This is a genomic window from Uliginosibacterium sp. H1, assembly GCF_036017065.1.
Taxonomy (GTDB): Bacteria; Pseudomonadota; Gammaproteobacteria; order Burkholderiales; family Rhodocyclaceae; genus Uliginosibacterium.
Genome location: NZ_JAYXHR010000002.1, coordinates 1,464,280 through 1,477,965, shown reverse-complemented (window position 1 = coordinate 1,477,965; position 13,686 = coordinate 1,464,280). Strand labels below are relative to the sequence as shown.

Below are 13,686 nucleotides of genomic sequence, written 5' to 3'. Positions count from 1 at the left end.
TCACTTCCATCTGACGAGGCTTGCGAACCAATTGGTTGATAGTTGGCATATCGCAAAATCTTTTTCTTGTGCGCGCCGGCAGGCCGGCACGCGGATTAATCAACAGGACCGACTACGATTGGTCGGCCCTTTTTAAGACCCGGGAGTATATAGGCTGGCTTGACCAGCCGTCAACCTGCGCTACCCGCGTCGGACGCTTCCGCCACTTCTTCACTCACCGGCTCGCTGATCGCGCCCCCCAGATCCAGACCCAGAGTCTGGGCACGACGGGTGCGGTGATAGGCAAGACCGGTACCGGCCGGGATGAGACGGCCGACGATGACGTTTTCCTTCAGGCCACGCAGCTCGTCGCGCTTGCCCATGATGGCAGCCTCGGTGAGCACGCGGGTGGTTTCCTGGAAGGACGCCGCCGAGATGAACGAATCGGTCGACAGCGAGGCCTTCGTGATACCCAGCAACAGGTATTCGAAAGTGGCCGGCTGCTTGCCGTCGGCAATGACACGGTCGTTCTCGTCCAGCAGCTCGGAGCGCTCCACCTGCTCTTCGCGGATGAACTTGGTTTCGCCCGGATCGCTGACGACCACGCGACGCAGCATCTGGCGAACGATCACCTCGATGTGCTTGTCGTTGATCTTCACACCCTGCAGACGATACACGTCCTGCACTTCGTCGATGATGTAGCGGGCCAGCGCTTCGACGCCCTGCAGACGCAGGATGTCGTGCGGATCGGCCGGACCGTCGACGATCAGTTCGCCACGCTGGACGACCTGACCATCGTGCACCATCACGTGCTTGTCCTTCGGGATCAGGAACTCGTGTGCCGTGCCGTCCGGCTCGGTGATCACGAGACGTTGCTTGCCCTTGGTGTCCTTACCGAACGAGGTCGTGCCGGTGACTTCTGCCAGCACGCCGGCATCCTTCGGCGCACGCGCTTCGAACAGTTCGGCCACGCGCGGCAGACCGCCGGTAATGTCGCGGGTCTTGACCGATTCCTGCGGGATACGTGCGAGCACGTCACCCACGGAGATCTGCTGGCCGTCCTTCACGGTGATCAGCGAGCCGACCTGGAAGGCGATGGTCACGGCGTGATCGGTACCGGCGATCTTTACTTCCTCGCCAGCCTCGTTGATCAGCTTCACCTGCGGACGCACGCCCTTGGAGGCGGACGAACCGGCACGACGCTTGGCATCGATGACGACCAGGGTCGACAGACCGGTCACTTCGTCGATCTGCTTGGCGACGGTCGCACCTTCTTCGACGTTCTCGAACTTGATGATACCGGCGTACTCCGTGATGATCGGACGGGTGTGCGGATCCCACGCGGCGAGCTGGGCGCCGGCCTTCACCGGGGCGCCGTCGTCGCCGATCATGGTCGCGCCGTACGGGATCTTGTGACGCTCACGCTCGCGGCCCATGTCATCCGCCACCACCACTTCGGCGGAACGGGAGATGACCACCTTCTCGCCCTTGGCATTGGTGACGTAACGCATGTTGCCGGCGAAACGCATGGTGCCGGACGACTTGGCTTCCACCGAGCTGGCCAGCGCCGAACGCGAAGCCGCGCCACCGACGTGGAAGGTACGCATGGTCAGCTGCGTGCCGGGCTCGCCGATCGACTGGGCGGCGATGACGCCCACCGCTTCGCCGGCGTTCACCAGCATGCCGCGGCCGAGGTCGCGGCCGTAGCACTTGCCGCACAGGCCATAGCGGGTGTCGCAGGTCAGCGGGGTGCGCACGCGCACTTCGTCGACGCCGAGGGAGTCGATCAGGTCGCAGGCGGCTTCGTCGAGCAGATCGCCCGAGAAGATCACGCTTTCCTGGGTTTCCGGATTCACGACGTCGTCGATCGCGACGCGACCGAGGATGCGCTCGCGCAGCGGCTCGACCACTTCACCGCCTTCGATCAGCGCCTTCATGGCGAAACCGTTGGTGGTGCCGCAATCGTCCTCGGTCACGACCAGATCCTGCGTCACATCGACCAGACGACGGGTCAGGTAACCGGAGTTCGCGGTCTTCAGCGCCGTATCCGCCAGACCCTTACGGGCGCCGTGGGTGGAGATGAAGTACTGCAGAACGTTCAGGCCTTCACGGAAGTTCGTGGTGATGGGCGTTTCGATGATCGAGCCGTCCGGCTTGGCCATCAGGCCGCGCATGCCGGCGAGCTGACGGATCTGCGCGGCGGAACCGCGGGCGCCGGAGTCGGCCATCATGTAGATGGAGTTGAAGGACTCCTGCTTGCCCTTCTTGCCTTCGCGGTCGACCACATCCTGCTGGCCGAGCTGGTCCATCATCGCGCGGGCCACCTGGTCACCGGTGCGGCCCCAGATATCCACGACCTTGTTGTAGCGCTCGCCCTCGGTCACCAGACCGGAGGCGTATTGCTGGGCGATTTCCTTCACCTCGGCCTCGGACGCACCGATGATGCTGTCCTTGGTGGTCGGCACCAGCATGTCCTTGACGGCGATCGAGATGCCGGCGCGGGTCGCGAGGCTGAAGCCGAACTGCATCAGCTTGTCGGCGAAGATCACCGTGTCGCGGATGCCGCAGCGGCGGAAGGAAACGTTGATGAGACGCGAGATTTCCTTCTTCTTGAGCGCCTTGTCGATGGTCGAGAACGGCAGGCCCGGGGGCAGGATCTCGGACAGCAACGCGCGGCCGGCGGTGGTGTGATAGCGGGTGATCTTCTCGACCTTCTGGCCGTTCTTCACCTCGACTTCACGGATACGCACCGACACCTTGGCGTGCAGCGACAGTTGCTTGGATTCGTAGGCGCGCTTGATCTCGCTGACGTCCGTGAACAGCATGCCTTCGCCCTGCGCATTCACGCCGGCACGGGTCGCGTAGTACAAACCCAGCACCACGTCCTGCGACGGGACGATGATCGGCTCGCCGTTGGCGGGCGACAGCACGTTGTTGGAAGACAGCATCAGCGTGCGGGCTTCCATCTGTGCTTCCAGCGACAGCGGCACGTGGACGGCCATCTGGTCACCGTCGAAGTCGGCGTTGAACGCGGCGCAGACCAGCGGATGCAGCTGGATGGCCTTGCCTTCGATCAGCGTCGGCTCGAAGGCCTGGATGCCCAGGCGGTGCAGCGTCGGCGCGCGGTTCAGCAGCACCGGGTGCTCGCGGATCACCTCTTCGAGGATGTCCCACACCACCGGCTCTTGCGATTCGACGACCTTCTTGGCTTGCTTGATCGTGGTCGCCAGGCCCATCAGTTCGAGCTTGTTGAACACGAAGGGCTTGAACAGCTCCAGCGCCATCAGCTTGGGCAGGCCGCACTGGTGCAGCTTGAGCTGCGGACCCACGGTGATCACGGAACGGCCGGAGTAGTCGACGCGCTTGCCCAGCAGGTTCTGACGGAAACGACCGCCCTTACCCTTGATCATGTCGGCCAGCGACTTCAGCGGACGCTTGTTGGCACCGGTCATGGCCTTGCCGCGACGACCGTTGTCCAGCAGCGAGTCGACGGCTTCCTGCAGCATGCGCTTTTCGTTGCGCACGATGATCTCAGGGGCCTTCAGCTCCAGCAGGCGCTTCAGACGGTTGTTACGGTTGATGACGCGGCGATACAGGTCGTTCAGGTCGGACGTGGCGAAACGGCCACCATCCAGCGGCACCAGCGGACGCAGGTCCGGCGGCAGCACCGGCAGCACTTCCATGATCATCCAGTCGGGCTTGATGCCGGACTGGGTGAAGGCTTCCAGCACCTTCAGGCGCTTGACGATCTTCTTGATCTTGGCTTCGGAGCCGGTGGTTTCCAGCTCGGAGCGCAGACGCTCGATCTCGGTCGGCAGGTTGATGCCACGCAGCAGGCCACGAATGCCCTCGGCGCCCATCAGCGCGGTGAACTCGTCACCGAACTCTTCCACCTTGGCCAGGTAGTCGTCTTCGGTCAGCAGCTGGCCGCGTTGCAGCGGGGTCATGCCCGGCTCCACCACGACGAATGCTTCGAAGTAAAGCACGCGCTCGATGTCGCGCAGCGTCATGTCGAGCACCATGCCCAGACGCGACGGCAGCGACTTCAGGAACCAGATGTGCGCGACCACCGAGGCCAGCTCGATGTGGCCCATGCGCTCGCGACGCACCTTGGACAGCGTGACTTCGACGCCGCACTTCTCGCAGATGACGCCACGGTGCTTCAGGCGCTTGTACTTGCCGCACAAGCACTCGTAGTCCTTCACCGGGCCGAAGATCTTGGCGCAGAACAGGCCATCGCGCTCCGGCTTGAAGGTGCGGTAGTTGATGGTCTCCGGCTTCTTCACTTCGCCGTAAGACCACGAACGGATCTTCTCGGGCGAAGCGAGGCCGATGGTAATGGCGTCGAACTCTTCCTCGTTCGGCAGGCTCTGTTTGAACAGGTCAGCGAGCAAGCTCTTCATGTATCACTCCAATCAGGATTCGCGAACGTGGATCAGTAACGGTCGAGGTCGATGTCGATCGCCAGGGAGCGGATTTCCTTCACCAGCACGTTGAAGGATTCCGGCATGCCGGCATCGATCTTGTGCTCGCCCTTGACGATGTTTTCGTAGACCTTGGTACGACCGGTGACGTCGTCCGACTTCACCGTCAGCATTTCCTGCAGCGTGTAGGCCGCGCCGTAGGCTTCCAGTGCCCACACTTCCATTTCACCGAAACGCTGACCACCGAACTGCGCCTTACCACCCAGCGGCTGCTGCGTGACCAGCGAGTACGGACCGGTCGAACGGGCGTGCATCTTGTCGTCGACCAAGTGGTGCAGTTTCAGCACGTGCTTGTAGCCGACCGTGACCTGGCGTTCGAAGGCTTCGCCGGTACGGCCGTCGTACAGCGTGACCTGCCCGCCGACGTCCATGCCGGCCAGCTTCAGCATGGCCTCGATTTCCTCTTCGGTCGCACCGTCGAACACCGGGGTCGCGAACGGCACACCCTTGGTCAGGTTCTGCGCCAGCTCGATGACCTCGTTGTCCTTCAGGCCCTTGATGTCCTCGTTCTTGCCATGGCCGTTGTAGACCTGGTCCAGCAGTTCGCGGACTTCCTTGGCATTGGCCTGCTTGCGCAGCATTTCGTCGAAACGCTTGCCGATGCCCTTGGCCGCCCAGCCCAGGTGGGTTTCCAGGATCTGGCCGATGTTCATCCGTGACGGCACGCCCAGCGGGTTCAGCACGATGTCGACCGGTTGGCCGTCGTCCATGTACGGCATGTCCTCGACCGGAACGATCTTGGACACCACACCCTTGTTACCGTGGCGGCCGGCCATCTTGTCACCCGGCTGCAGGCGACGCTTCACGGCCAGGTAGACCTTGACCATCTTCTGCACGCCCGGCGGCAGTTCGTCGCCCTGGGTCAGCTTCTTCTTCTTCGCTTCGAAAGCGATGTCGAAGTCCTTGCGGGTCTTCTCCAGGCCTTCGCGCAGCTGCTCCAGTTGCTGGGCGACGGCGTCATCGGCCAGACGGATGTCGAACCAGTTGTACTGCTGTTCCAGATCGGCCAGGTATTCCTTGGTGATCTTGGTGCCCTTGGCCAGACGCTTCGGACCGCCGTTGGCCACCTGACCGATGATCAGGCGCTCGATACGCTCGAAGGCATCGCGTTCCACGATGCGCATCTGGTCGCCCAGATCCTGGCGGAAGCCCTTCAGCATGTCGTCGATGATCGACTGGGCCCGCTTGTCGCGCTCGATGCCTTCGCGGGTGAACACCTGCACGTCGATGACGGTGCCGTTCATGCCCGAGGGCACGCGCAGCGAGGTGTCCTTCACGTCGGAAGCCTTCTCGCCGAAGATGGCGCGCAGCAGCTTCTCTTCCGGCGTGAGCTGGGTTTCGCCCTTGGGCGTCACCTTGCCGACCAACACGTCGCCGGCGTCGACTTCAGCGCCGATGTAGACGATGCCGGCTTCATCCAGACGGCCGAGTTGCGCTTCGCCCAGCGAGGCGATGTCGCGGGTGATTTCTTCCGGTCCCAGCTTGGTGTCGCGGGCGACCACCGTCAGTTCCTCGATGTGGATCGAGGTGAAGCGGTCGTCGGCCACCACGCGTTCGGAGATCAGGATCGAGTCTTCGAAGTTGTAGCCGTTCCACGGCATGAACGCGACCAGCATGTTCTGGCCCAGCGCCAGTTCGCCGAGGTCGGTCGAGGCGCCGTCGGCGACGACGTCGCCCTTGGCCAGGCGATCACCGATGCGGACGATCGGGCGCTGGTTGATGTTGGTGTTCTGGTTGGAGCGCGTGTACTTGATGAGGTTGTAGATATCGACGCCGACTTCACCCGGCACCGTCTCATCGTCGTTCACACGGATCACCACGCGATTGGCGTCGATGTAGTCCACCACGCCGCCACGCAGGGCCTGCACGGCGGTACCCGAGTCGACCGCCACGGTACGCTCGATGCCGGTACCGACCAGCGGCTTTTCCGGGCGCAGGCAGGGCACGGCCTGACGTTGCATGTTGGCGCCCATCAGCGCGCGGTTCGCGTCGTCGTGCTCGAGGAACGGGATCAGCGAGGCGGCAACCGACACGATCTGCGCCGGCGACACGTCCATGTATTGCACCTGCTCGGCGCTCACCAGGGTGAATTCACCCTTGTAGCGGGCCGACACGAGATCGCCTTCCAGCTCGCCCTTGCCACCCACTTGCGCGTTCGCCTGGGCGATCACGTACTGGCCTTCTTCGATGGCCGACAGGAAGTCGATCTGGTCGGTGACCTTGCTGTCGATGACCTTGCGGTACGGCGTCTCGAGGAAGCCGTAGCGGTTGGTCGTGCCGTACACGGCCAGCGAGTTGATCAGGCCGATGTTCGGACCTTCCGGCGTTTCGATCGGGCACACGCGGCCGTAGTGGGTCGGGTGCACGTCGCGCACTTCGAAGCCGGCGCGCTCGCGCGTCAGACCGCCCGGGCCCAGGGCCGAGACGCGACGCTTGTGCGTGATCTCCGACAGCGGGTTGGTCTGGTCCATGAACTGCGACAGCTGCGAGGAACCGAAGAACTCCTTGATGGCGGCCGAGATCGGCTTGGCGTTGATCAGGTCGTGCGGCATCAGGTTGTCGCTCTCGGCCTGGCCGAGACGTTCCTTGACGGCGCGCTCGACACGCACCAGACCGGCACGGAACTGGTTCTCGGCCAGCTCACCCACCGAACGAACGCGACGGTTGCCCAGGTGATCGATGTCGTCGATCTCGCCGCGACCGTTGCGCAGCTCGACCAGGATGCCGATCACGGCCAGGATGTCCTCGTTGGACAGCACGCCGGCACCCAGCTCGTCACGCGAGCCGACACGTTCCTGGAAGCGCTTGAACCACTCCGGCGACTTCTCGTCGTACTTTTCCGGGTAGGCGCGGCGGTTGAACTTCATGCGGCCCACGGCCGACAGGTCGTAGCGGTCTTCGTTGTAGAACAGCGAACCGAACAGCGACTCGACAGCGTCTTCGGTAGGCGGCTCGCCCGGACGCATCATGCGGTAGATGGCAACGCGTGCCTGCCACTGGTCGGCGGTTTCGTCCGAGCGCAGGGTGGACGAGATGTAGGCGCCGCGATCCAGGTCGTTCAGGTACAGCGTCTTGACGCTCTTGACACCGGCCTTCTGCAGCTTGACCAGCAGGTCCTCGGTGATCTCGTCGTTGGCGCGCGCGACCAGTTCGCCGGTCTCGCCGTCCACGACATTGGTGGCCAGCACGCGACCGACCACGAAGTCCTCCGGCACGACGACCGACTTGATGCCGGCAGCGACCACGTCACGCACATGCTTGGCGTTGATGCGCTTGTCCTTGGCGATGATCACATTGCCCTTGGCATCGACGATGTCGAAGCGCGACAGTTCGCCACGCAGGCGATCCGGCAGCACTTCGAAGCGGATGTCTTCACCGGCGAACTCGAAGGTGTCGAAATCGTGGAACATCGCCAGGATTTCTTCGTGGCTCATGCCGATGGCCTTGAGCAGGATCGTCACCGGCATCTTGCGACGACGGTCGACCCGGAAGAACAGGAAGTCCTTCGGATCGAACTCGAAGTCCAGCCAGGAACCACGGTAAGGAATGATGCGGGCGGAGAACAGCAGCTTGCCCGAGCTGTGCGTCTTGCCGCGGTCGTGCTCGAAGAACACGCCCGGCGAACGGTGCAGCTGGGACACGATGACACGCTCGGTGCCATTGATGACGAAGGAGCCCGTGGTCGTCATGAGCGGGATTTCGCCCATGTAGACTTCCTGCTCCTTCACTTCCTTGATGGTTTCCTTCGGTGCTTCCTTGTCCATGATGACCAGGCGCACGCGGGCACGCAGCGGCGACGCGAAGGTCAGGCCGCGTTGTTGACACTCCTTCACGTCGAAGGCCGGCTCGCCCAGCATGAAATGCACGAACTCCAGGCGTGCGTTGCCCGAGTGCGAGCTGATCGGGAAGATCGAGGTGAACGCGGCCTGGAGGCCTTCGTTCCTGCGCGCGTTGGGCGGCACATGGGCCTGGAGGAAGTTCGTGTATGACTCCAGCTGAGTTGCCAGCAGGAACGGTACGTTCAGTACCGATGCCCGCTTCGCGAAACTTTTGCGGATACGTTTCTTTTCCGTGTAGGAGTACGCCATAGATGCTCCGGTCAGAGTCCGACGTCAGAAGGACAGAACGCCAGGGCTGCGGTTGCAGCACTCGGTTATGTCCTCGGGACAGGCTTGGAGGGACAGCAATGCTTCTTCGTCTTACAAAACACAAAAGGGCTGGCGGCCAAAGCCGCCAACCCTGAGGGCTACAAAGTCGATTACTTGATTTCGACCTTGGCGCCAGCGTCTTCCAGTTGCTTCTTGAGCGCTTCTGCGTCCGCCTTCGGAATCGCTTCCTTGACGGGCTTCGGAGCGCCGTCCACCAGGTCCTTGGCTTCCTTCAGGCCCAGGCCGGTAGCAGCACGCACCACCTTGATGACTTCTACCTTCTTGTCGCCGGCAGCAGTCAGGACGACGGTGAAATCGGTCTTCTCTTCAACAGCAGCGGCAGCGCCACCACCACCAGCGGCCGGGGCAGCCATGGCTGCAGCGGACACGCCAAACTTCTCTTCGATGGCCTTGACCAGATCGTTCAGTTCGAGAACGGTCATGCTGTCCAGCGCGGCCAGGAATGCGTCTTTATCGAATGCCATTTTGGATTCCTAAACTTGTAGATGAATTACGTTTGAAAAGTGACGTCTGATCAGGCGGCCACGGGCTCGGCAGGCTCGCTCTTCTGCGCAGCCACGGCCGCGATACCGCGGGCCAGGCCGGAGATGGGCGCCTGCATGAGGCCAAGCAGTTGCGCCAGCAGCACTTCCTTGGTCGGAACGGAGGCCAGCGCTTGCACGCCTGCCTTGTCCAGCACCTTGCCGCTGTAGCTACCAGCCTTCAGCACCAGCTTTTCGTTGGTCTTGGCGAAGTCGTTCAACACCTTGGCCGGGGCAACAGCGTCCGTGCCGATCGAGTAGATCAGCGGACCGGACATGTGCTCGGCAAGGCTAGCGAACGAGGTATCGGCTACCGCACGACGGGCCAGGGTGTTCTTCAGCACACGGAGGTAAACGCCTTGCTCGCGGGCCTTGGCACGCAGGACGGTGAGATCACCGACCTCGATGCCGTGATACTCGGCCACCACGATCGTCTGGGCGTTTGCTACCTGTGCTGACACCTCGGCCACGACGGCCTTCTTGTCTTCAATATTGAGACTCAAGGTCAGCTCCTTACCTTAACGGGAACCGGGAAATCCCGGCGCCCAACCACGGCGACCTCAAATTCAGGAATCCATCGGGCAAGCCCGCTGGTGATACAAACCTGTTTTCGGGTAACGCCATCTGCGCAGGCTTCGGGACGGTGCTGCATGCCCCTTGATTAAGTCGAAACACCTGCGGTCTTTGACAACCCCGCCCCACCGGAGAACCGGCGGAGCGGGCCCAAAGTTCTTACGCTTGTTGCTGCTGCACGCTGGTCGGTTCGACGCGCACGCCACCACCCATGGTGGAGGACAGCGCCACCTTGCGCAGATACACACCCTTGGCGGCGGCCGGACGGGCCTTCACCAGCGCATCGACGAGCGCCGTCAGGTTCTGCTGCAGGGAATCGACCGAGAACGAAGCGCGACCGATCGTGGCGTGCACGATGCCGGCCTTGTCGGTGCGGTACTGCACCTGACCCGCCTTGGCGTTCTTCACGGCAGTGGTCACGTCCATGGTCACGGTGCCGACCTTCGGGTTCGGCATCAGGCCACGCGGACCGAGGATCTGGCCCAGCGCACCGACGACGCGCATGGCGTCCGGGGTGGCGATACACAGATCGAAGTCGATGTTGCCAGCCTTCACCTGCTCGGCCAGATCGTCGAAACCGACGACGTCGGCGCCAGCGGCCTTGGCTTCTTCAGCCTTCGGACCCTGGGCGAACACGGCAACGCGCACGGTCTTGCCGGTACCGGCCGGCAGCACCACGGAACCACGCACCACCTGGTCGGACTTCTTGGCATCCACGCCCAGATTCACGGCCACGTCGATGGACTCGTCGAACTTGGCGGTGGCCAGTTCCTTCACCAGCGCCAGCGCTTCGGTAGCGGCGTAGTTCTTGTTGCGGTCGATCTTGGCGCGCAGCGCCTGCACACGCTTGGACAGCTTAGCCATGATTACAGGCCCTCCACGGTGATGCCCATGCTGCGGGCAGAGCCGGCGATGGTGCGGGCGGCGGCGTCCAGGTCGGCAGCCGTCAGGTCCTTCATCTTGGCCTTGGCGATTTCTTCGCACTGGGCCTTGGTGATCTTGCCGACCTTGTCGGTGTGCGGCTTGGCGGAACCCTTCTGGATACCGGCGGCCTTCTTGATCAGCACGGTGGCCGGCGGGGTCTTCATCACGAAGGTGAAGGACTTGTCCGCGAAGGCGGTGATCACGACAGGAATCGGCAGGCCCGGCTCCAGACCTTGGGTCTGGGCATTGAAGGCCTTGCAGAATTCCATGATGTTCAGGCCGCGCTGACCGAGAGCGGGACCGATCGGGGGCGAGGGGTTAGCCTTGCCCGCCGGCACTTGCAGCTTGACGTAGCCGACGATTTTCTTGGCCATGATGGCTCCTTAAAGTGAGTGATAGCGCGTCCTCGCACCAGGCTCGCGACGCTCCTCGATCCGGATCATTCCGGAATGCAACAGCCGGGTCGGCGCAACGCCCCAACCCGGCAAAAACCTCAAATGGACGACAGCGCGCCCTCAGGCCTTCTCGACCTGACCGAACTCCAGCTCCACCGGCGTAGCGCGACCGAAGATGGTCACCGACACGTGCAGGCGGCTCTTTTCGTAGTTGACGCTCTCGACGCTGCCATTGAAGTCCGTGAACGGACCTTCCTTGACGCGCACCAGTTCGCCCACTTCGAACAGCACCTTGGGCTTCGGCTTTTCGACCCCCTCCTGCATCTGGTGCAGGATGGCGTCCACTTCCTTCTGCGTGATGGGCGTCGGCTTGTTGGCCGTACCGCCGACGAAACCGGTCACCTTGGGCGTGCTCTTCACCAAGTGCCAGGACTCGTCGTTCATGTCCATTTCGACCAGCACGTAACCGGGGAAGAACTTCCGCTCAGTCACGCTCTTCTGGCCAGACTTCATCTCGACGACTTCCTCGACCGGCACTAGGATCTGACCGAACAGATCCTGCAGACCCGACCGGGCAACGCGATCGACCAGCGCACGCTGCACCGACTTCTCGAAGCCGGAATAGGCATGGACGACGTACCAGCGCTTGCTCATCACTTCCACCCCAGGATCAGGTCGTACACCACCCAGCCGGACAGCGAATCGAAGGCCCACAGGATCAGCGCCATGACCACCACGAAGGCGAACACGATACCGGTCGTCTGCAGGGTCTCCTTGCGACTGGGCCAGACGACCTTCTTGGCCTCGGTGACCGCCTCACCGGCGAACGCAGCGAAGTTGCGACCACTGTCGGTAAGGTAGGCGACGAAACCGCCCGCGGCCAGACCAGCCAGCACGCTGAGAATGCGCACGACCAGCGCCTGCTCGGACAGCAGGTAAAAACCCGCCACGCCAGCAGCAACCAGCAGCGCTGCGAGCACCAACTTGAGCTTATCGACCATGTTGTGGTGGGCCTATACGAATAAAGTGGCAGGGGCAGAGGGTCTCGAACCCCCAACCTTCGGTTTTGGAGACCGACGCTCTGCCAATTGAGCTATGCCCCTGCGCAGAGACTGTAAAGCGCCCGGAGATTCCTCCCCGGACGCTTGACTACTGAAGCAGCCGAAAAGACCCGATTACTCGATGATCTTTGCGACGACGCCGGCGCCGACGGTACGACCGCCTTCACGGATGGCGAAACGCAGACCTTCTTCCATGGCGATCGGGGCGATCAGCTTGACGACGATCGACACGTTGTCGCCCGGCATCACCATCTCGGTGCCTTCCGGCAGCGTGATCGAGCCGGTGACGTCGGTGGTGCGGAAGTAGAACTGCGGACGGTAGTTGTTGAAGAACGGGGTGTGACGACCACCTTCGTCCTTGCTCAGTACGTACACTTCACCGGAGAAGTGGGTGTGCGGGGTGATGGAGCCGGGCTTGGCCAGCACTTGACCACGCTCAACTTCTTCACGCTTGGTGCCGCGCAGCAGCACGCCGACGTTGTCGCCTGCCTGACCTTGGTCGAGCAGCTTGCGGAACATTTCGACGCCGGTGCAGATGGTCTTGACGGTGGGCTTGATGCCGACGATTTCGATTTCTTCGCCAACCTTGACGATGCCGCGCTCGACGCGACCGGTCACGACGGTGCCGCGACCGGAGATGGAGAAGACGTCTTCGATGGGCATCAGGAACGGCTGGTCGATGGCGCGCTCCGGGGTGGGGATGTAGCTGTCCAGGGCGTCGGCCAGGGCCATGATGGCGCCTTCGCCAAGCTCACCCTTGTCGCCTTCCAGCGCCTTGAGGGCGGAGCCCTTGACGATGGGGACGTCGTCACCCGGGAAGTCGTACTTGCTGAGCAGTTCGCGCACTTCCATTTCGACGAGCTCGAGCAGTTCGGCGTCGTCGACCATGTCGCACTTGTTCAGGAAGACGATGATGTAGGGCACGCCGACCTGGCGGGCGAGCAGGATGTGCTCGCGGGTCTGGGGCATGGGGCCGTCGGCGGCCGAGCACACCAGAATGGCGCCGTCCATCTGGGCGGCACCGGTGATCATGTTCTTGACGTAGTCGGCGTGGCCCGGGCAGTCAACGTGCGCGTAGTGGCGGTTGGCCGTCTCGTATTCGACGTGCGCGGTGTTGATGGTGATGCCGCGGGCCTTTTCTTCCGGCGCTGCGTCGATCTGGTCGTACGCCTTGGCCGAGCCACCGAACTTGGAGGCCAGCACCGTGGTGATCGCAGCCGTCAGCGTCGTCTTGCCGTGGTCAACGTGACCAATCGTGCCCACATTCACGTGCGGTTTCGTCCGCTCAAACTTTTCCTTGGCCATTTCTCTCGCCTCAATTCAAGCCGGTGCAATCACCCGGAACTACATCAGATTGTTAATGGTGCCCATGGCGTGGATCGAACACGCGACCTCTCCCTTACCAAGGGAGTGCTCTGCCACTGAGCTACATGGGCGTCAAAACTACAACTGCTCAAAACCTGGAGCGGGTGAAGGGAATCGAACCCTCGTCTTAAGCTTGGAAGGCTTCAGCTCTACCATTGAGCTACACCCGCAAACGACGAGTCGCCGCACAACACCAACAACCCGCAACAAACTTT

Annotated in this window: 9 protein-coding genes and 3 tRNA genes; all 12 read right to left on the bottom strand. The window is 62.6% G+C overall.

Annotated elements, in window-relative coordinates; translation table 11 throughout:
• Positions 1 to 170 precede the first annotated feature (170 nt).
• Positions 171 to 4,382 carry a DNA-directed RNA polymerase subunit beta' gene (gene rpoC, locus VVD47_RS16380; RefSeq protein ID WP_327604557.1) on the bottom strand — a complete coding sequence of 1,404 codons (4,212 nt, stop codon included), beginning with the start codon at positions 4,380 to 4,382 and terminating at the stop codon, positions 171 to 173.
• A gap of 32 nt (positions 4,383 to 4,414) precedes the next feature.
• A complete protein-coding gene (rpoB, locus tag VVD47_RS16375; RefSeq protein WP_327604556.1) occupies positions 4,415 to 8,551 on the bottom strand; it encodes a DNA-directed RNA polymerase subunit beta in 4,137 nt (1,378 codons plus the stop codon).
• 170 nt (positions 8,552 to 8,721) lie between these two features.
• The gene (gene rplL / locus VVD47_RS16370) at positions 8,722 to 9,096 is read right to left on the bottom strand and encodes a 50S ribosomal protein L7/L12 (RefSeq protein ID WP_327604555.1); all 375 of its coding nucleotides are present in this window, start codon (positions 9,094 to 9,096) and stop codon (positions 8,722 to 8,724) included.
• 50 nt (positions 9,097 to 9,146) lie between these two features.
• Positions 9,147 to 9,656: a 50S ribosomal protein L10 gene (rplJ, locus tag VVD47_RS16365; protein WP_327604554.1), complete on the bottom strand. Its 510-nt coding sequence runs from the start codon at positions 9,654 to 9,656 to the stop codon at positions 9,147 to 9,149.
• Between the two features lie 229 nt (positions 9,657 to 9,885).
• Positions 9,886 to 10,590 carry a 50S ribosomal protein L1 gene (gene rplA / locus VVD47_RS16360; RefSeq protein WP_327604553.1) on the bottom strand — a complete coding sequence of 235 codons (705 nt, stop codon included), beginning with the start codon at positions 10,588 to 10,590 and terminating at the stop codon, positions 9,886 to 9,888.
• 2 nt (positions 10,591 to 10,592) lie between these two features.
• A complete protein-coding gene (gene rplK / locus VVD47_RS16355; RefSeq protein WP_327604552.1) occupies positions 10,593 to 11,024 on the bottom strand; it encodes a 50S ribosomal protein L11 in 432 nt (143 codons plus the stop codon).
• Between the two features lie 141 nt (positions 11,025 to 11,165).
• The gene (nusG, locus tag VVD47_RS16350; RefSeq protein WP_327604551.1) at positions 11,166 to 11,699 is read right to left on the bottom strand and encodes a transcription termination/antitermination protein NusG; all 534 of its coding nucleotides are present in this window, start codon (positions 11,697 to 11,699) and stop codon (positions 11,166 to 11,168) included.
• Complete coding sequence (gene secE / locus VVD47_RS16345; protein ID WP_327604550.1) at positions 11,699 to 12,046, bottom strand: preprotein translocase subunit SecE; 348 nt, start codon at positions 12,044 to 12,046, stop codon at positions 11,699 to 11,701. The genes nusG and secE overlap by 1 nt, the downstream gene beginning before the upstream one ends.
• A 26-nt stretch (positions 12,047 to 12,072) precedes the next feature.
• A tRNA-Trp gene (locus VVD47_RS16340) sits at positions 12,073 to 12,148 on the bottom strand.
• A gap of 72 nt (positions 12,149 to 12,220) precedes the next feature.
• Positions 12,221 to 13,411 (bottom strand): elongation factor Tu, encoded by a 1,191-nt coding sequence (tuf, locus tag VVD47_RS16335; protein ID WP_327604549.1) that lies wholly within the window; start codon positions 13,409 to 13,411, stop codon positions 12,221 to 12,223.
• A gap of 56 nt (positions 13,412 to 13,467) precedes the next feature.
• Positions 13,468 to 13,542: transfer RNA gene (locus tag VVD47_RS16330), tRNA-Thr, on the bottom strand.
• Between the two features lie 25 nt (positions 13,543 to 13,567).
• A tRNA-Gly gene (locus VVD47_RS16325) sits at positions 13,568 to 13,641 on the bottom strand.
• Positions 13,642 to 13,686: the final 45 nt, after the last annotated feature.

Coding starts and splice junctions, on each gene's coding strand:
- rpoC (WP_327604557.1), bottom strand. CDS start 4,382: ATGAAGAGCTTGCTCGCTGACCTGTTCAAACAGAGCCTGCCGAACGAG.
- rpoB (WP_327604556.1), bottom strand. CDS start 8,551: ATGGCGTACTCCTACACGGAAAAGAAACGTATCCGCAAAAGTTTCGCG.
- rplL (WP_327604555.1), bottom strand. CDS start 9,096: ATGGCATTCGATAAAGACGCATTCCTGGCCGCGCTGGACAGCATGACC.
- rplA (WP_327604553.1), bottom strand. CDS start 10,590: ATGGCTAAGCTGTCCAAGCGTGTGCAGGCGCTGCGCGCCAAGATCGAC.
- rplK (WP_327604552.1), bottom strand. CDS start 11,024: ATGGCCAAGAAAATCGTCGGCTACGTCAAGCTGCAAGTGCCGGCGGGC.
- nusG (WP_327604551.1), bottom strand. CDS start 11,699: ATGAGCAAGCGCTGGTACGTCGTCCATGCCTATTCCGGCTTCGAGAAG.
- secE (WP_327604550.1), bottom strand. CDS start 12,046: ATGGTCGATAAGCTCAAGTTGGTGCTCGCAGCGCTGCTGGTTGCTGCT.
- tuf (WP_327604549.1), bottom strand. CDS start 13,411: ATGGCCAAGGAAAAGTTTGAGCGGACGAAACCGCACGTGAATGTGGGC.